The sequence below is a fragment of the Bacteroides faecium genome (assembly GCF_012113595.1).
GTDB classification, from domain to species: domain Bacteria; phylum Bacteroidota; class Bacteroidia; order Bacteroidales; family Bacteroidaceae; genus Bacteroides; species Bacteroides faecium.
The window spans coordinates 1643697-1663459 of record NZ_CP050831.1 but is presented as its reverse complement, the minus strand read 5'-3'; the positions used below and the strand labels follow the sequence as shown (position 1 = coordinate 1663459).

Genomic DNA, 19763 nt, shown 5'->3' with positions numbered 1-19763 from the left:
GGTGTGAAACAAAGTGTTTCACTACTTGAAACGAAGTGTTTCACACCGAGAAACAAAGAGTTTCACTGGGAGAAATAATTTTGAAACTAATTGTTGCCAGTGAAGAGGCTCTTATTTCAATATGGAAAAGTTATAAGTCTCACCTTTTACAGTAAAAAAGGAGATTAAATCTTTATCAATAGAAGAAATCATAATCTCTTCTCCCTTGCTATTTTCGACTTTCAACCATCGGATAGCAGGGCAATATATCCGACATTCCCCACCATGACCGGAAGTAACGGCACATTGTGTAAGCCGACCGGCATTCCATTTCATTGCAAAGGTAAAGTCTCCCTCCGCACGTAACCCCGTCACACTGCCATTCGCCCAAACAGCAGGTAAAGCTGGCAATAAATGGATAAATCCCTGATGACTCTGTAGCAGCATTTCAGCAATGCCTGCCGTAGCTCCGAAATTACCGTCAATCTGGAAAGGCGGATGCGAATCAAAAAGATTTTCATAAACTCCACCCTGGTCGCTATCCATACTAATGACTGTAAGTGTAGAAAAGTCAAGAGCAGATTTCAGCAAACGGTAAGCATGTTCGCCATCCTGCAAGCGTGCCCAGGCAGCGATTTTCCAGGCACGGCTCCACCCCGTTCCCAAGTCTCCACGTGACTCTAACGTTCTTTTTGCCGCATCTGCATATTTTGCGTCTTTATAGTAAGATATCTGATTACCCGGATAGAGAGCTATCAATTGAGAGAGATGCCGATGAGGATTTCCTAAGGTATCAAGTTTCTGACTATCTTCCCGCCATTCACGTATTTGCCCCCAGGCACCCAGCGTGACACCATTATCCAGGTGGTTCATCTTCTCCGACAGCTGCCTTACAAAATCTGCATCCATCGGAATGCCTGCTCCTCGCAGGACACGTACAGCCTGCATGGTTTCACTGAAAAGTTGCCAAACCAGTTGTTGTGCATATGCCACTCCATCTTCCCAAGGTCCATGTTCAGGCGACCACTCTGCCGGAGCAATCAGTACGCCGTCAGCCGTTAATTGAAGTCTGTCAAACCAATATTCACAGGTACTGCGCATGACCGGATAGGCCACAGAGCGCAGATAGTTGATATCTTGTGTGTAAGCATAATGCTTCCACAGATGCATGCAGTACCACGCATTCGCAGGACGGTTGATATTCCAATCCATGTAGCCGAATATATTGTTTTGTGTGTTTACAGTCCATCCTCTAAGTCCTTCACTTCGTGCCAATTGTTGCCAGCTACCACCTGGGCGAAGAGCTTCAGTGGCAATATACCGGATGAAAGGTTCGTGACATTCGGAAAGATTACAGACCTCAGCAGGCCAATAATTCATCTGTATATTGATGTTGCTATGAATATCACATTCCCAAGGTGGAGCATTATCTCCATTCCATATCCCTTGCAGATTATTCGGCAAATTCATTCCACGAGACGAAGCGATCATCAGGTATCGTCCATATTGAAAATACAACATATCCAAATAAAGAGCTTCTTTATGCAGGCGTACCAGTTCATTCGTGGGAACAGAGGGGATTTCTGTTTTCATTCCTATTTTTCCCCCTGTCTTTGCTGCTGTCTTCAAATCAAACCGGACGCGGTTGAAAAGAGATTGATAATCATTCAGGTGAGTGGATTTCAGCTGATCATAACCTCTTGCAGATGCCCGTGCGAGCCGGTCTGTCAGGCGCTTATGCAGTTGTCCGGGAGTTTCTCCCACATAGGTAGCAGAAGATAAATCATAATTGGTCGCTGCTGTCAATAGAATAAGGACGGAATTGGCTGCATTCACACATAGTTTATTGCTATCCGCCAGCAATGTGCCACCTTCATTAATAACCTTTAATTGAGCTTCATAAGATAATAAATCCAGTTTTCTACGGAACAGGATACCATCTTTGATGACTTCTTGCCGGGTGCCCGGACGTCCGTCGGCAAGGCTGACGGAAAAATTAAGTTTCTTCCCAGCTTTCGGTGTACTTAGTCTGAGCACAATTACCTCATCGGGACGACTGGCGAAATACTCCCGTAAATAATGCGTTCCAGCCGACGTATAACTCACTTTGCCTATAGCTTCATCCAAAGAAAGTTCGCGACGATATTCCCGGACATCTTCCTGCCCATCAAAATGAATCCATACATCACCAAATTTCTGATAAGCCCCACGGGTGCTAGTGCTTCCTGTCCACAAAGTCTTTTCGTTAAAGAGTATCTGCTCGGACTCTACACCACCAAAGAACAAAGCTCCCAATTCTCCATTACCAATAGGCAAGGCAGAGGTCATCCAGTTCGTTGCGGGACGGTCATACCATAGTCGCATGGGAACGGTTTCTGTCTTTTGTTCAACACCCGCAACCGGCCCGGCAAAAAGCAAAAGCACACAAATACTCTTGATAAAATTTCTTCTCAATAACATAAGCTATATAACGATTACTATAACAATTTTATTTTATTCGCATACAATTCCCCTTACTGTAACCTCCGCAATAACTGCCGGTGACTTCTTCACAAACCGGATACGTACAAAGCGTGCACGAACCCCGGCATCAGGAAAATCCATAGCAATATGCGACTCTTTTCTCCTATTAGCCTGTTTGTCTGACACGACTGTCCAATGTACTTTATCTCCCGACACTTCAAGGACATAGCGATAGATGCTTTCCTTCGGAAATCGAACCTGAATATTCTTCAATTCAAGCTCTTTCTCCGTATCCAATATCCAAGAAGGAGCGGGATCATCTTTGGATGCCTGCCAATAGGTTTGCAAATTACCGTCCGCAGCAAATCCCGCTACTTGATTTTCGTGATGGCTACTGGAAAAAGTAGGATTGTTCCGACCGAACTCCTGTACCGCTTTCTCCTTCTTCTCTCTTACAAAACGTACATAAGAACGCTCTCTCACTTCAGGAGTCAGCCCTTTTTTATAAGCCTCATTTCCCTGAAAAACAATCTCTATACGTGCCGGTTTCAGTCCCGGAGAGGTGGCTTCGAGTACAGAGGTTCCCGCATAATAGGAGCGAAAAGCAATAGCCGCTTTCCCGTCCATGATACGGATATCACTGTCCGGTTCAAAACGAATCATATTTCCCGTTGGAAATTCCCCCGGACCGGAAACTAATCTCAGTTCTACTGCAGGGGAATTACTAACAGGTTTTCCCGCTGCATTCAGAACCGTAACTATTAATTGCACATCGTCCGTGCCGTCAGTAAGGATATCATCAGTGCGAGATGCTTCTAATCGCAGTTGCGCAGGAATGCCTTCTCCCGCCCATTCCGGTGGTGCTACCCGGGTATATTCGTTCCGATACCAATACCAGGAGCGTTTGGGAATACGGAAATAGTCTACAATTCCCATCTTTCCCAATTGACTGCCGGCAATACTTCCATGATCAAAGCCACACCATATCGCTTGCCCGCTGCGCCATGGAGTTCCTTTCCATCCATCGTTCATTTGCAAATCGCCCCATCCAGGATTATATTCTCCCGGACGTTCGGCAGTCACACTGCCATATTCGGATACCACATTCGGAATACCCGGATTCTGAAAATCCGGTTGCGTTGCTCCATCTCCGTTGTATCCTCCGATATCACCTATCTTATCTATTCTCTCATCCCCTAACGGGCGTTGCGCTCCCCCAATGGCTGCGGGACGTGACGGATCGAGCTGATGAGTCAAATCAACCATTCTCTTTAACAGGCGACGTACCCCTTTCATCGCCTCCGGTGCAGAAAAAAAAGCTTCGTTGCACATGCTCCACACTACGATAGAAGGATGATTACGATGAATACGTATCATCTCCTCCAACTGCTGCAAAGCGCTTGCTTCGAATGCTTGTGCATCTTTCTTGTCCACCGGATAAGCACTTGAGTCCCAGTAACCATCTGGTCTGAAACCTCCGATTCCCCAAAAAGGTGCTTCCGACCAGAATAACATACCTTCCTCATCGCAAGCTTGCGAAAAAGCAGGAGCATGAGGATAATGCGAACCACGAATGAGATCAAAGCCAGCCTCTTTCATCAACAGGATATCTCGCCGCATGGCTGCTTCCGTCACGGCATCTCCCCAGCCTGCCTGATCCTGATGTACATTTACTCCTTTGAAAAACAAATGTTCTCCGTTCAGGAAAAAACCTTTGTCGGCAGTCCACTCAAACCAACGAAATCCGAAAGGTGTTTCTACCCGGTCTATCAACATTTGCCCCTGATAGATTGAACTGACTACTTTATACAGATAAGGATGGCGAGGATGCCATAAGGTAGGATGATTGACCGCTTCAGTGATTTGTTCAAGCTTCTTCATAGAATTAGCTTCCACTTTCTCCTCATTCTCCACAGAAACAAGTATTCGGCCTTCGGTATCTTTTACTTCCGTCAAGAGTTTGAATTCTATCGTTTTATTCGTCTTGTTACAGATATCCGTGCAAACCCTGACTACCGAGGATTTGCCTTGATGCGCTGCCAAATCCGGTGTCGTCGCAAATATACCGTACCAGTCAATATGTACAGGCGACTTTCTCACCAGCCGGACATTACGATATATACCTCCGCTAAACACATGTTCACCCGCCCTGGGCGCTACATTGGCTTTCCAAATATTATTTACGCGTACTGCAATCACATTATTTCCCATACGGACTGCTGAAGATATGTCAAAATAGAAACCTGTATAACCACCGGTATGTGTACCTGCCTTCTTTCCGTTTACAAAGACTTCCGCTTCCTGAAATACTCCGTCAAACTCCACGAAAAGCTGTTGTTTCAAATCTTTCGCAGTTAATTCAAAAGACTTCCTGTACCAGCCATAGCCTGTATAAAAGTCTTTCGACATAAAATAAGGAATACTGAAGGAATGAGGTATTCCAATTGTTTCCCAACTACTATCATCATAGTCCGTCCGTTCGGCGCCTGTGTAATCACCTTGCATATACTTCCAATTCCGGTTGAAATTGATACTCTGCCGGCATAGTTCGTCTGTCTGAACTTTAGCACACAGGGTATCACTTAATAAACACAGCAAAAAAAGAAGAATTAATTTCTCTTGTTTCATATCCAATTCTTATTATAATATTCTATCCAAATCCGATTATAAATACAGATGTTATCTCATTCCTTTATCCAACCCATATATTGGCAGTCCTTATACACACGCTCTCTATCAAGAGGGTAAACCTTATCAATTAACAATACCCCCTCCAAATCATTCGCCACCCGAACCGACTTGTCACTATTCGGGACAGGTAAATATTCCGAATGTTTATTGGAAACAGGACCTCCCAGAATCACTGCACCCAACTGTTCTCTCAACTGCTTACGGAATTTCCGTACATACAAATCGGACTCACTTTCCGAAAGATGGTTGAGATTCAAAGCTATCCCGATATTACTTTCTCCTATCTCTCGTATCATTTTTATCTGTTTATCTACTGTATCCGCAATCCTGAACCGTGTGTTAGTCAGCAGCAACCGAACTCCCCTTTTCTCACCATATTCCGACAAATAACGAAAGGTCTTTTTCATCCCATCATATACCTTTTGCGCAGGATACTTGTCACTCTCAACTGGACCATGCGTCGTAAATAATGCCACACCTATTTGTAATTCCCCCATTTTATCCAGTATCCTCTTATAATAATCCATGCTTTTCTCATAATATTCGGGAACGGCATCACATAAAGTCAAGCCCGGGAAATGGTTTATCTCCTCTATGAAACTGACCACCATAGATATACCACGCTCATCAAGTAACTTCTTCTCTTCACAAAGTGCGTCTAATGAATAATTTGCCAAGTATTCCGCGCTCACACAGACTCCGCCGAATGCGTCATAAAAGCAATCAATTTCATCTATATCTTTAAGAATCCCTTTGGAGTATCTGTCCAACGCCAGAATATGATTTCTATTATCGGGCAATACATGCTGTTGAGACGATTGCTGTCCACTGGATATATGCTGTGCGGCAGGTAACTTATTTTTCAGAAGTCCATAAACTGTTTCCCAATCCAAACTCGGTGTATCAAGCAATTCATAACCATCGCAAGCTGACTTGAGCATACCTTGTCCCAGACTTTTCACTAGTTGAAAATTTAAACCTGCCAATTCAGAGGGAATGGAAAAACCTATCGGCGTTGACGGTATATACAGTACATCTTCTCCATAAAGAAGCGAGAGTTTATCTGCTATCTCCTTCAGCTCAATCAAGGTTTGCTTATACTGCGGCAGACTACTGTCGAACGTCCAGCGTCCTGAAGCAAATCCTTTCCGCAAATCCGCAGTAATCTGTAATTTCTGCAAGCAGAACCACTTATTCTGTTCTTTCAAAGCGTAGCTGTCTGCCTTTAATAACTTTTCGCCCTCAACGGATATCCCGCTAAAATAATCGAAAAAGGTAGGCATATATCTGATTGTTTCTTTGGTGAACAAGATATCGTCAAATACCAACAGCCGGTGACTCACAGGTTTCGCCTGCTGTATTTTCTCTGCCAATTCCACTCTCTCTTCATCAACGGATACGTCGAACAAACGTATATCCCCTCCAAAAATATACGAATCATTATCTTTTCCATTCATATCTCCCCGTATCCCATTCGGCCAATATCCTTGAGCCTGAAACAGTTTGTCTCCTGTCGAAAGTTCATCTATTGATTTTATCCTTCCAATCTTCGACCGTATTGAAAAAGGCAGGCTCTCCAGTGTATTGTTATAAATCGCCAGCCGATATTTGCCTTCTTCCAGATAATTCACTATCACTCCAAGACCCTCGCCCACTTCAAACAATTGTACAGATTTAAATACTGCATCCACTATCGACCGGAAGTGATTCAGTAAACTATATGGCCTGCCTAGAAAAGTGTTGAAACCACCTTGCATCCATGTAGGTGGCTTGTTGTATTCCAAGGGAGCAGCATTCAGGCCATAAGCTGTAAGCGAAAGTATAATTTGCCCCTTCCCAACGGGAATATCAACGGCTACCGGCTCTCCGCCAACCATTGCCAGGACATGAGCCTCATCGGGCAAAGAAGCCCGATAAAGTTCAAAGTTCTCCCGTTCTACAAGTTCATTTTCTCCTATCCTGACTATTCCTCCAGCCGGAACTGTTCTACTTTTACCGATTTTCCATTCCGGCCAAATACGTGCGGCATTTTCTGCCGTAACTATAAAAGTACCGCCCTCGTGAACATACTCTTTCACTTTATCCGCCAACTCCATTCCACCACTGAAAAAGTTTCCGGCAGCCACCATGACAGGATACTGTCTCATCACTTCCACACGTGCATCACTGTGTAAAACATCGGCATTCTCCCCATAAGGAGTCGCACACATTGCTCCCGTTTCATCATGAAAAAAGCCACTCCGTTCATAATTCGGGAAAAATAAACTTATCATTGCATCCGTCAGAAAGTCACCTGCTTCATAATCCATCCCGTTCCAAACCTGAAATCGGCCTGCGATATGGTCTGCCGGCATCCAACCCGAATAGAAATCATTGAGTAAAGCGATTTGTGTAACCATACAGCCCGGCTGTCCGTACTTCTCTACAAAGTTCGCACAATCGGTATGCATTTTACCAATAGGAGTCAATTCTCCCTTGTTAGTGGCAAAATGACCTTCGCACCATCCCGACTCCATGCTGAGTATCGTTGCATTATACATATACTGTGTATAATAAGAGCGTTTAAACAACGATAAACTTCCTCCTTTATTCACACGCTCGTATTTCTCGTCCCGGGAGTAATTCTTATATCCCCATGTATCAAACACCGATACATCACCGAACCACAAGATACCGTACTGCTTTCCCGCTCCGCGCAGATGCATATATTGCACCTGTCCGTTGGTAATCTTATTCTGTGTTTCCGCCCCTGCAAGAATCGTATATCCTTCTTTTAGAATGTAATGCCAGTACCACAGTACACTCAACGAACTGCACCAGTTTCCCAAATCTGCAGCGACACGGTCAAAATAAGGCTGGGAAGCAAGATACTGCCTTCTGCGATCCGGAATGTACGGTTCCATTATCTGTTTATAGGTAAAGTTAAACCGGCCATCCTGTTCTCCTACATCAAATCCGGTAAACCGGTGTCCCAGGTGCTTTCTGATTTGCTCTGTTTGCCACTCCGGCACGATATATTCACCAAAACTTCCATAAAAAGGACTTCCCGGTCCATACCCACCTATGTTGTGAAGATACATTCCATGCTTTCCTATATATTGCAACTTTCCCGTAAACTCCTGATTCTTTAAGAATGAAGCACCAGGACGATATACCAACCCCGGAACATCAGCCAGTTCAGCTTCGTTTGACGGAACATTCCGCCCGGCTACGAATTGAGTCCGATGATCGAAATCACTCCAGGAAAGAGCCGGATAAGGACGCCGGGAATATTCAGGATATTCCATCGGCTCAACCGGATAAGGGTAGATGACCGGATGTATGGCAAAGAGTTGTCTCGATGCACCAACATCCGGTACATTGAATAGAAGGAAAACGGTCAATAAAAAATAATGATATAATATTCTCATGTCTGTATCATCAAAATAGAACTATTCTTTTGCGTATTCTATCGACAAATTATCCACATAGAGAATATCGTCATCCTCTCTTGAATCTATCACCATCTTGAATTTATCTCCGGCTTTCAGCAGACCGGTCCGATAGTTATATTGCACCCATTCGCCTGTACCCTGAACTGTATCATCAATACCAAAATCTGAATAAAGTTTGAATGGGCCGGATGCCTTATAAGTCATGAAACTTATGGTATAATAACCGTCATTCCACACTCCGCCCCAGTCGAACATCAACTCTATTTTTCCTTTTTTAATGCTTAATGATTTAGTTCCGTTGAAAGGTCTTTCATTGGTTACAAGCGGATTCCCCTCTGTATAATATCCGATACGGTCTTGAATAAATGTCCAAGGTTCAATCACACTTCCGATCTCGTAGGTTTCATAATCGTCGAGACACTGATAAGCCTTTTTGCCGGTCACGGAAATACCTTTCGACATACCATTGTGGTTGACCGAATATACAGTATATTCAGCACCCGTCACCGAAGCTGCATAATCCAGGAACTCCTTGTTTGTCACCTCTTTATAAAACGTGCCATTTTTATACACTTTATACGAAGTGGCAAAACGTCCTGCACTCCAGGATAATAAACAGCCTTCAATATTAGTATCGGATGCTTCTAACTTTGCAGGAACACGAGGTTCAATGCCGTCAGGGATTCCCAAATAACCCGAATCCACCGCATAAGTAGCCGAACGCCATCCTTGGCTGTCCACAGCATAAATGCGATATTCAGTCAATGTATCAGGAGCAGAGTCGTCTTCATAAGATTCAACCGTCAAACTATCTGCAATCACTTTTAATCCTCTGACCAATGTATAAAAAGAAGCATCTTCCACTTTAGTCCATTTTAGGAAAACTGAGGTATCACCGCGACTGGCAGTCAATTGTGCAGGAGCACTCAAACGCTGAAGGGCATAATCTTCCTTTTCACAGCTTATATATACAACTGTAATAACAGCCAAAACTATGATATGTATAATATGTTTCATTATTTACTTATTATTTACTGGTTTACTTCTTGTTTCAAATTAATATCCCTCATTATTGGGGAGCAGATTAGGATTGGCATCAGTAGCTTCCTGCGGCAAAGGCCATAGATAGTTGGCAGGTGCAACAAAGACTTTGTGCGAACCGAAATTATACAGTTCGTCGGAAGTAATCGAATTAATCACATCGGCAGCTATCCCCCAGCGACGAATGTCAAAGTATCTCAACCCTTCAAAAGCAAATTCCCATTTCCGTTCATCCTGAATGATTTTCATCATTGCCATCGGATCTGTTGTATGAGCCACGTGTGCTATTCCGGCACGATCTCTCACCGCGTCCAATATATCAAATACAGACTGGTCTATATTCCCGAGCATCGTTTTCGCTTCGGCATACATCAACAGCACATCGGTATAGCGCAGAATAATGAAATCGGATTCGTCTTCCTGCAACCATTCTGTCTTTTTATCTTCATTCATATATCCTTTGTTGATATTTAACGGATAATCTATTGCACACTGCGCATCAATGCCACACACATATTCAGAAGTGAAAGGTATACCGTTCACGACGGAATAACCGCCAATATAAAACGTACTTTCGAATCGGGGACCACGGTTGGCCCACTTATTCTGAGAATCATATACCATAGATCCTTCAGCCACCGTCTTGCCGTCAGTCAATGGATAAGAATCAATAAACTCCGGCAAGATAGATACAGTTGCCCATGAACCGTTCATGCTTCCTGTCGGCAGTCCGGGAATTTTGCTTCCAAAAGGAGTATTGAACGTACTTCCCTGTTTGGTTCCGTTAGCTACATACTTCAGGCTGAACAATATTTCTGGGTTATTTTCATTCGAGTTGGCGAATATGCTTTTATAATCGTCCAAGAACATGGAATTTTCTAAGGTTTTATCAAGTTCCATCAATTCCTTTGCAGCTTCCACCGTATTTTCATAATCCTTGTTATACAAATAAGCACGTACTTTCATCCCCATAGCTGCTTGTTTGGTGGCAAGTCCCCATTTGTTATTATAAGGAGTCATCTCCAGGCAACTGACAGCTATTTTAAGGTCTGGGATAATCAGTTGATTCGTTATATCATCGACCGAACTTCTCGGCAACTTTGATTCGGAAGGAAGATAAAGACGGTCGATCATTGGAACCGGGCCCCAAAGACTTGTCAGACGTATGTAGCATATAGCCCTCACAAAATGCGCCTGTCCTTTTACGTAATTCACAAATTCCTCGGGAAACTCCGATTGCTTGGCCTCTATCTGTTCAATGATCGTATTCGACCAGGAAATAGCCGCATACACCTTCTGATATAAAGATGCGACATTGTCAGTCACGGATTTCAATTCACCCCGTGATATATCAAACCAGGGCTGCGTCCAACTATTCTTATACATGCATACGTCTGCGCAAACTTCCCAATACAGATTTCCAAAATACGCTCCGTCTTTGGCTTCATCATCCAGCGGGCGAAGCATGGAATATAAACCTGTCACAGCCTGGTCAAAATCATCTTTTGTCTTAAAGAAATTCTCATTAGCCACCGTATCTTTCGGTTCCAGTTCAATCCAATCATTACACCCGCTCAACATGATAAACGAGAAAGCGGACAAAAGCAATACATATATTTTTTTCATACTGTTTCAGTTATTAGAAAGTTAAATCAATACCCATTTTCACTGTCATCGCTTGCGGAATCCCCCCCCGTTCACCTGCGCCATTGGAACGTTCTGGATCCAGTCCCCGGTAACCTTTCTTCGTCCAGGTGAATAAATTGGAAGCAGAAACATATACTCTCATTTTCTCCATTTTCAATGTTCGGATGATGTTCAACGGCAAGTCATAGCTCAAAACCAGATTCTTCAAACGCAGATAAGTTCTATCCATCAGAAAATAGCTGTTAGCGTAGTCAACATTAGGACCACTTTCAACCCACAAACGCGGGATTGTCTCACTCGGATGCTCCGGAGTCCAACGTTTCGTCCAATATTGGCCAAAATTGGAACCTTGGAATGTCGGAGTATAATATTCGCATGTTCCATAGGTATAAGCATCTGCAATCCCCTGAAAATCGGCACTGATATTTATACCTTTATACCCAAATGATAAATTTGCGCCAAATGTCCATGCCGGATATTCCGTTCCCAATATCTGACGGTCATTGGCATCAATCACTCCATCCGGTTTTCCTTCAGGACCGCTGATATCTTCAAATACCAAGTCACCCGGTCCTGCTCCTTTCACATGGGGAGAGTTATCCACTTCTTCCTGAGTCTGATAAATCTTGCCGGTCCATTTCAACATATAATAGGAATTCATCGGTTTATTACGAGTCGTAATTTTATTACCACTGATATGACGGTCGGTCTCTCCGGTCATTCCAGGGTCTATGGCATTGACCTTATTTTGAATATGTGACATATTACCACCAATGGAGAAATGGAAGTCTTTCAATCTTTTCTGATAAGTAGCCGATAATTCAAAACCGCTGTTTTGCACTTCTGCCAAATTGGTTAACACCGATTTGAATCCTGTTTCATACGGCAATGGCGTATCGAATAAAATATCCTTTGTCTTACGTATAAAGTAATCACCTTCCAGTACCAGTTCCGAATTGAACAGATGAAGATTAAAACCTATATTCGTCACATTGGTAGTCTCCCAGTGAATATCCGGGTTACCATAAGAAGTAGGAACAACACCCGTTGCCACCTCATTCCCCCACACATAATTACCATCATAACCAATCTTGGCAATATAAGGAAAATTATCGCTGCTATACTGGTTGCCGAGCTGCCCCCAGGAAGCACGCAATTTCAGAAAGTTGATCGTAGGAATCTTCTTCATGAAATTCTCCTGCGTCAACACCCATCCCACAGAGAAAGAAGGGAATATACCATACTTGAAATTGGAACCGAACCTGGAAGAACCATCACGACGCAGATTGAATTCGAAAAGATATTTGTCGGCAAAATCATAGTTCACACGTCCGAATTGGGAAAGAATGGCATATTGAGTCATACTGCTGCTATTTTGCACCGTTGAAGGATCTCCCGAATCAAGAATATGCACATAATTGGAGATATACTTCCCCCTGGAAGTATCAAAATAGTCGTAATTGGTCGTTTCATAACTGGCAGCAACCATAGCTCTCATATGATGCTTGCCGATTGACCTGGAATATTCCATCTGAACATACGGGTTAATCCGGTAATCCCTGGCTGACGACATCTTCAAACTTCCGTTTCCATAATAACCGTCACTAATCACATCATCCATATCTGCACCTTCCGCGAGCAGTTCCTCATACCGCCAGTTTTTAACCTCCGGGCAGCCCTTCCACTCACTATAATCTCTTAATTGCACATTTGCATTGAGGTATGCATACACTTTCAGTTCAGGAAGAATGTCCCAACTCAAGAAAGCATTACCGTAAATGTTATTGTTTTTCTGATGAATCTCATTGTAAAGCATCTTGGTCAACGGATTCTCTCCTTGCACCTGCCCCGTATACGACAAAGTCGTATTATCGGGCATCGCAATCATACCGTCTGAGTTATAGGCTGGATTCAGAGGATTGGCACGCATCAGGTCAAGCGCAAAGACCTCATCCACACTTCCGTTCGGAGTGCGCTGATCGCCGTAAGTATAACCAATAGATGCTCCGATCTTTAATTTGGGAAGTACATAAGTATCCAAGTTCAGACGGGCAGTAAGCCGTTTATAGTTACCACTGGATGCTATGGAACCCTGGTCCATATAGCCTAAAGAAAAGTAATATTTGGTCTTATTATTTCCGCCGCTTGCACTCATATTGTATTCTTGGGTAGTAGCCGTACGGAAAATCTGATCAAACCAATCGGTAGAACACGCATCCCTGAATTTAGGTGTACGGTATCTTTCAATTACTTCATCCGGAAAAGCTGACTCCAATCCTGAGTTGATTCGAGCCTCATTCATTAGGAGCATAAATGTTTCCGGATCCGTCACCATATCCGGCTTACTCTGGTCAGTCATTTTAGACCAGGAAAGACCTGCACTTACATTAAAAGTCGACTTCCCTTCTCCTTTTCCTTTCTTAGTACTGACCAATACAACACCATTCGCGGCCTGCGAACCGTAGATAGAAGCCGATGCAGCATCTTTCAAGACAGAGATACTTTCGATATCCGCTGGATTTACCACATCCATGTTCGGAGAAATAACCCCGTCAATCAAGATAAGAGGAGAAGTATTATTCAACGTACCGAGACCGCGAATGGTGATCTGCGCACCGTCGGCACCTGCCATACCGGACGATTGTGCGATATGTACGCCTGCTATCTTACCTGCCAGGCTCTGCGAAGCACTGGTAATAGGTCGACTCTCTAGTTGTTTCACATCAAGACTCGCCACTGCTCCAGTCAGATTCACCTTTTTCTGTGCGCCATATCCCACTACAACGACTTCATCAAGAAGCTGCGAATTCTCTTTCAATATGACTCTTACATACTTCCGCCCTTTAATGGCAACTTCTTGCTCTTCAAAACCAATATAAGATACAATTAGGATATCTCCCGATACATTTTCCAAAGAAAAGTTTCCATCCACATCAGTAATAGTTCCTTGATTGCTTCCTTTTAACTTTACATTGGCTCCAATCACCGCTTCTCCGTTTGTGTCGACGATTCGTCCCTTGACTATGCCGTTCTGCATAACCTGCAACTCCTCGTCTACTCCTAGCATTGCATAGGAAGGTTGCGTGTTTCCTATTAATAAAACAAATGTCGCTGTCAGGAATAAAGTCTTCCTTAACGAAATAAAGAAAAAATGCTTTTCCATAAAACTGATTTTAAAATTAACTATTCAAGGCATTGCACCCTCGTTTTGTCGCAAAACTAAGCAGGATGCATTGCCTAAAAGGGAAGTAATTCGGCTTTTTTAGGGTGAAATTCGGCTATTGGGCGATTCGGGGCAATCCGCGGTGAATAAGTGAATCTGATAATCAGATTCGACTATAAACTAAGCACATATTGCTTGGGAGTCATATTCATCTTACGTTTGAAAAGATCACGGAAATGTTTCACATCATTGAATCCGCATTTGGCGCATACCGTACCAATATTCGTCTCGCCTTCCTTAAAATATTGGACGGCTTTAAACAGGCGGTATTCATTTATAAATTCAACAACAGTCATTCCGGTCATCCCTTTTATTTTACGGTACAAGGTGGAATGACTCATCCCCATGTGTTCTGCAAAAGCCATTATCTCAAAACTGGAATTATTCAGGTTATTATCAATAACCTCCCGGCACTTCAACAGGAACTTCTGTTCTTCCTTCGAGTATTTCTTTTCCGTTTTCACTAATGAGTTCACCATCTCTGCCGATTCTACACGTGCCAACAGTTGATCGATACGTTTACGGAGATATTTTAATGAAATCGGTTTGGTCAGATAAGCATCCGCACCGCAATCAAAAGCCACCATTTGGTCTTCCTCTGAAGTTTTGGCAGTCAACATAATGACAGGAATATGGGCCAACTTCTTATCTCCCTTCATCAATTGCAAGAAATCCGTCCCACTCATTTTAGGCATCATCACATCACAGATTATGATATCGGGCAATGCGGTCTGCACCAAAGAAAGTCCATCCATACCATTACTTGCCTTCAAGATCTTAAAATCACCGTTTAAAAAGCGCTCCAGCATATCGAGTATTTCACTCTCGTCATCTATTATTAATAAGGTGTGAGGTGCTGTCGGTGAAGAGGCCGATTCTGCCGCCACAGACATATACGCATTTTCTTTCTCAGATTTCGGCACAAAGATGATTTCTTCTTCCGAAGAAACAGGTTTATCCACTCTTTCTTTTTGGGGAAGTTCGACTATAAATTTAGCACCTCTATTCGGTTCACTTTCCACGCGTATCGTCCCGTCATGTAGTTCGACCAGATGTTTCACAAAAGAAAGTCCGATACCATCCCCCGTAGAAAATATTTCGGTATTTTCTACCTGAAAAAAGCGTTCGAATATAGCATCCTGAAATTCTTTTTTAATTCCGATGCCATTGTCTTCAACCACTAACGTTACTTTTTCATCCGTTTCATCGATAGATAATACGATTTTCCCACCTTCCGGAGTATATTTAAATGCATTGGAAATGAGATTGGACAAAAGAATCTCCATTTTTTCGGGATCAAATTCGACACGAATGCTCGTCCGCGACGGCAAGAAATGAAAAATAATATTCTTCTGCTGGCACAGAGCTTCATAATCCACGGTCAAGTCTTTACAGAAAGCAACCAGATTCAGTGATTGCGGCTCCAGTTTCAACTTTCCGGACTCCAGTTTACGGAAGTCAATAATCCGGCTAATCAGCTTGTTCAGTTTCATAGCATTCCTGTACATGCCCACTAAGAAGGACTTAGGAACCGAAACCGGGCCTCTGCCCTCCCTGCTCGTCAGAAGCTCTTCCAAAGGAGAGGTTATCAGAAAAATAGGAGTACGCAGTTCATGCGTAATATTCGTATAAAAGCTCAGCTTTGCCTCATTGATATTTTTAGCCGCTTTCTTCTCTATCTCATTCAAATGTACCAAATGTTTTATATTCAATTCATGACGGTATAACCAGAATATAAAAATGATTAGTCCCAGGATTAGTATGCCCCAAAGAAACAAAGCCCAAGTGGTTTTCCACCAAGGGGGTGTGATAATAATCTTCAGGCAAGATGCTTTATCAGTCCATTGACCTTCATTGCCGGAAGCCTTGACGTAAAAATAATATTCTCCGGGAGGAATATTAGTATAGGAGACCTGACGGGCATGAGAGATTTCAGACCAGCCATTCTCGAAATTTTTCATATAACAAGAGAATTGTACCTTATCAGGAGAAATCAACTCCGGTGTTGAGAAATGAATCGTGAAGAAATTCTGATCGTATGACAAGTGTATATTCTCCGGTTGCATACCATAGAGACTCACATTTTTATTCTCATGATTCAACAGTTCAAGATTGGTGAAATACACATGATTGACCTGTTCACTGTCATATTTAATATCTTCCGGTTTGAAACTGAATAAACCTCCCGTACTTCCAAAATACATTGTATCCCCCTCTTGAAAACATGCGTTATAATTGAATTGGGTAGAAGTAAGATTATCTTCCTTACCAAAACGAATAAACTTTCCATTGACAGGATTATAGCGGAACAAGCCATTATATGTACTCACCCATAAATAACCGGACTTATCTTCCAACATCCCCACTACATTTGTATCTGTCAGACCACTTTCAATTCTATACGGAGTGATTTCTCCGGAACTTTGGTCTAATTTGTATAAACCGGCATATTCTACCGAGAACCATACTTGATTCCGGGAATCAATGAACATATACCGTATCATATTACCGGGGATAGGCGTTTTTTCCGATTCTTTAAAGTAATGTTCAAGAGGTTCTTTCGTCTTCCGATCAAATTTATAAAGCCCATACCCCATCGTACAAAGCCAAATGGCATCCTCTTCAAATATAATATTCAAAGCATTCAGATTGCTCAGATTGTCAACTATAGTAAATGTCTCGTTCTTTTTATGGAAACAATAAACATCTTCGGCTATAATCCAAATATTACCCTCACCATCATCCTTGATCTGCCATATTCTATTTGCACTCTCTTTATCTTTAACCGGTGGCAAGACATAATTCTTAAAAGTGTGACCGGATAGTGAATAACGGCTGAGCCCCTTGCCATATATTCCCAACCAGGCAAATTCTTCATCTACTGATAACGACAAAAGATTGTCACCCGAAATGCCACTATTATGTGTTGTATATTTCAGAAGTTGGTCATTCTTTACATCATAAATATTCAGTCCGCCGCCGTCCAGTCCCACATACAACCGTTCCTTTTGAGAAATGACAGCGGTTACCATATTATATGAAAGTTTTTTATTATGCACGCAGAAAGACTTAAACCAGTCGTAATGTTCCGAACTTGCATTCAGTCCTCCCCGATACGTACCGATCCAAAGATTCTGTCCCCGATCAACAAATAATGAATAAATGGCATCACTGCTCATATCGCTTTCTCCCGAAGAAATGCCGGAGCATCCTTCTTCATTAAAAACTATCAGCCCGTTTCCATCTGTTCCGAACAATGTTTCATCTTTATAGTCGACAATTGTCTTTACGCTTGACGGTATCCTGACTTCCAGCTTTTCAAGGCTATTCTCCTTGTTCGTCCTAAATGCCAGACTTGGATAGCCTATACCAAAGCCAAGAAAAATCATATCTTTATTCGCACTGTAATACAGACAGTCGCTCAGTACTTTTGAGTCAAACGGAAAATGAGCCCGAATCCTCATTTTGTCGGGATCAATAACATATAAACCGTCTGTAGCATGCCCAATCAATAACCCCTCTTTATAGCTTGATATAGACAACCATTCTATATTCTTTTTATAGTCACACGGTTCAAATACACATCCCTCTTTACGCACCAATAGTTCATGCGAAAAGGTTAAGACAAAGACTTTTCCTTGATTCACTACAATATTTTTGATGCTTTCCGTTATCCCTTGTCTTTCACCTGTCGGAAGATTCCATTCACACAAACGAAAATTATTCTCTTTATAAGAATAAAGATTCAACCCCCGTTCAGTTCCCACCCAAAGCTCATCTCCCAACGAAGCCACAACTTCCACATAATTATTAATTATAGACAAACTGTCTTGGGAATCATGTCTGAAGATGGTAAAATCGACTCCGTCAAATTTACACAGTCCGTTGAACGTGCCCAACCAAATAAATCCTAAATGATCTTGGGTGATAGACTTTACTGTATTATTGGATAACCCATCTGACATATCCCAAAGTTTAAAATGCTCATAGCCGGCAAAAACATGGAGAGGGAGGATGATAAGTAGTATAAAAATTATTCTTTTCAAGTTCTTCATAGTATAGCTATATCTTATAATACCTTACTGTCCTATTAAAATACAAGAAATTATTCTTTGAAACATTACAGCTTCTTAGTAGACAGGGCATTAATGAGAGATTTCATAGATTAACGTGACAAATGTAGGGAAATTCTTTGTAATCCGGCTATAAATAACGTATAAATTAAGAGGCAGAATGACCTATCATAAAGAAATATTTAGATACATGCCTTCATCATCTTTACTTTATTAAAGCAAAAACCTTTTATTTACAAAGAATAAAGTATAACTTTGTAATCTTAATATTCTTATTTAACTCTAATATTCAATATTTTGATTAACATGATAAAAAAACATCGATTAGTAGCACTAAGCACTTTGCTGATATTTACATGTACAACTATGAATGCTCAGAAAATTGTGAAACTTTGGGAGACAAATCCTCCGACAAGTAATGAAATAACAAAAGCTGAAAAGTACGAGAGAAACGGCAATTGGGTAACAAATGTTTCCTCACCCGAACTGACTATTTACCAAACCAATAAAGCAAAGAATACAGGAATGGCAGTTGTGATATGTCCAGGTGGCGGATACGCCGGACTGGCTATTCTGCACGAAGGGGAACAGTTTGCAAAATGGTTGAACGGACAAGGAATAACGGCTTTCGTCCTCAAATACCGGATGCCGAACAAACATAAGGAAGTACCATTAGATGATGCACAGCAGGCAATACGTTATGTACGCAATCATGCAAGCGAATTTGGTATAGACGTAAATAAAGTAGGTATCGCCGGTTTCTCGGCAGGCGGACATTTGGCTGCTACCGCTTCTACGCACTACACGACAGAGGGAACAAATACAAAACCGGATTTCTCCATTCTTTTTTATCCTGTCATAACCATGGAGAGGGCTACGCATGGCGGTTCCCGTTCCAATCTGTTGGGTGACAATCCCCTACCGGCCGATATCCAGTTTTTCTCTAACGAAAAGCATATCAATGCAAATACCCCGCCTGCCATCTTGTTATTGAGTGATGACGATAAATCCGTACCAACTGCCAATAGCGTGCTCTATTATCAATCATTGAAGAAAAACAATGTCCCCGCAACCATGTATATATTTCCCGAAGGCGGTCATGGCTGGGGGATGAATATAGACTTTAAGTATCATTCACAGATGCTTGAGTTGCTGGGTATGTGGCTGAAGTCTACTGATGTCCAATTGGGAAAGATTCAAGAGAAGTAGTAA

General features: G+C 42.3%; 8 protein-coding genes. 1 reads left to right on the top strand and 7 read right to left on the bottom strand.

What is annotated here, in order from left to right; translation table 11 throughout:
- Positions 1-111 precede the first annotated feature (111 nt).
- The 7 genes from BacF7301_RS05850 to BacF7301_RS05820 all read right to left on the bottom strand — a co-directional run bounded on the left by BacF7301_RS05850 (position 112) and on the right by BacF7301_RS05820 (position 18443).
- A complete protein-coding gene (locus BacF7301_RS05850) occupies positions 112-2439 on the bottom strand; it encodes a glycoside hydrolase family 95 protein (RefSeq protein WP_167961073.1) in 2328 nt (775 codons plus the stop codon).
- A 33-nt stretch (positions 2440-2472) separates the two neighbouring features.
- Complete coding sequence (locus BacF7301_RS05845; RefSeq protein ID WP_167961071.1) at positions 2473-5070, bottom strand: glycoside hydrolase family 2 protein; 2598 nt, start codon at positions 5068-5070, stop codon at positions 2473-2475.
- A gap of 56 nt (positions 5071-5126) precedes the next feature.
- A complete protein-coding gene (locus BacF7301_RS05840; protein ID WP_167961069.1) occupies positions 5127-8543 on the bottom strand; it encodes a sugar phosphate isomerase/epimerase family protein in 3417 nt (1138 codons plus the stop codon).
- Positions 8544-8564: 21 nt separating this feature from the next.
- The gene (locus BacF7301_RS05835) at positions 8565-9584 is read right to left on the bottom strand and encodes a fibronectin type III domain-containing protein (protein ID WP_167961067.1); all 1020 of its coding nucleotides are present in this window, start codon (positions 9582-9584) and stop codon (positions 8565-8567) included.
- A gap of 39 nt (positions 9585-9623) precedes the next feature.
- Positions 9624-11234 carry a RagB/SusD family nutrient uptake outer membrane protein gene (locus BacF7301_RS05830; protein WP_167961065.1) on the bottom strand — a complete coding sequence of 537 codons (1611 nt, stop codon included), beginning with the start codon at positions 11232-11234 and terminating at the stop codon, positions 9624-9626.
- 13 nt (positions 11235-11247) lie between these two features.
- Positions 11248-14418, bottom strand: a complete 3171-nt coding sequence (locus BacF7301_RS05825; RefSeq protein ID WP_167961064.1) for a SusC/RagA family TonB-linked outer membrane protein — start codon at positions 14416-14418, stop codon at positions 11248-11250.
- Between the two features lie 173 nt (positions 14419-14591).
- The gene (locus BacF7301_RS05820; protein WP_245208378.1) at positions 14592-18443 is read right to left on the bottom strand and encodes a hybrid sensor histidine kinase/response regulator transcription factor; all 3852 of its coding nucleotides are present in this window, start codon (positions 18441-18443) and stop codon (positions 14592-14594) included.
- A 474-nt stretch (positions 18444-18917) separates the two neighbouring features.
- Here BacF7301_RS05820 and BacF7301_RS05815 point away from each other — a divergent pair, with 474 nt between their 5' ends.
- Positions 18918-19760: an alpha/beta hydrolase gene (locus tag BacF7301_RS05815; RefSeq protein WP_245208376.1), complete on the top strand. Its 843-nt coding sequence runs from the start codon at positions 18918-18920 to the stop codon at positions 19758-19760.
- Positions 19761-19763 lie beyond the last annotated feature (3 nt).

Bases quoted from the DNA above. Each gene is read 5' to 3' on its own strand.
- BacF7301_RS05815 (WP_245208376.1), top strand. From the start codon at position 18,918: ATGAATGCTCAGAAAATTGTGAAACTTTGGGAGACAAATCCTCCGACA.
- BacF7301_RS05825 (WP_167961064.1), bottom strand. From the start codon at position 14,418: ATGGAAAAGCATTTTTTCTTTATTTCGTTAAGGAAGACTTTATTCCTG.
- BacF7301_RS05845 (WP_167961071.1), bottom strand. From the start codon at position 5,070: ATGAAACAAGAGAAATTAATTCTTCTTTTTTTGCTGTGTTTATTAAGT.
- BacF7301_RS05850 (WP_167961073.1), bottom strand. From the start codon at position 2,439: ATGTTATTGAGAAGAAATTTTATCAAGAGTATTTGTGTGCTTTTGCTT.
- BacF7301_RS05835 (WP_167961067.1), bottom strand. From the start codon at position 9,584: ATGAAACATATTATACATATCATAGTTTTGGCTGTTATTACAGTTGTA.
- BacF7301_RS05820 (WP_245208378.1), bottom strand. From the start codon at position 18,443: ATGTCAGATGGGTTATCCAATAATACAGTAAAGTCTATCACCCAAGAT.
- BacF7301_RS05830 (WP_167961065.1), bottom strand. From the start codon at position 11,234: ATGAAAAAAATATATGTATTGCTTTTGTCCGCTTTCTCGTTTATCATG.
- BacF7301_RS05840 (WP_167961069.1), bottom strand. From the start codon at position 8,543: ATGAGAATATTATATCATTATTTTTTATTGACCGTTTTCCTTCTATTC.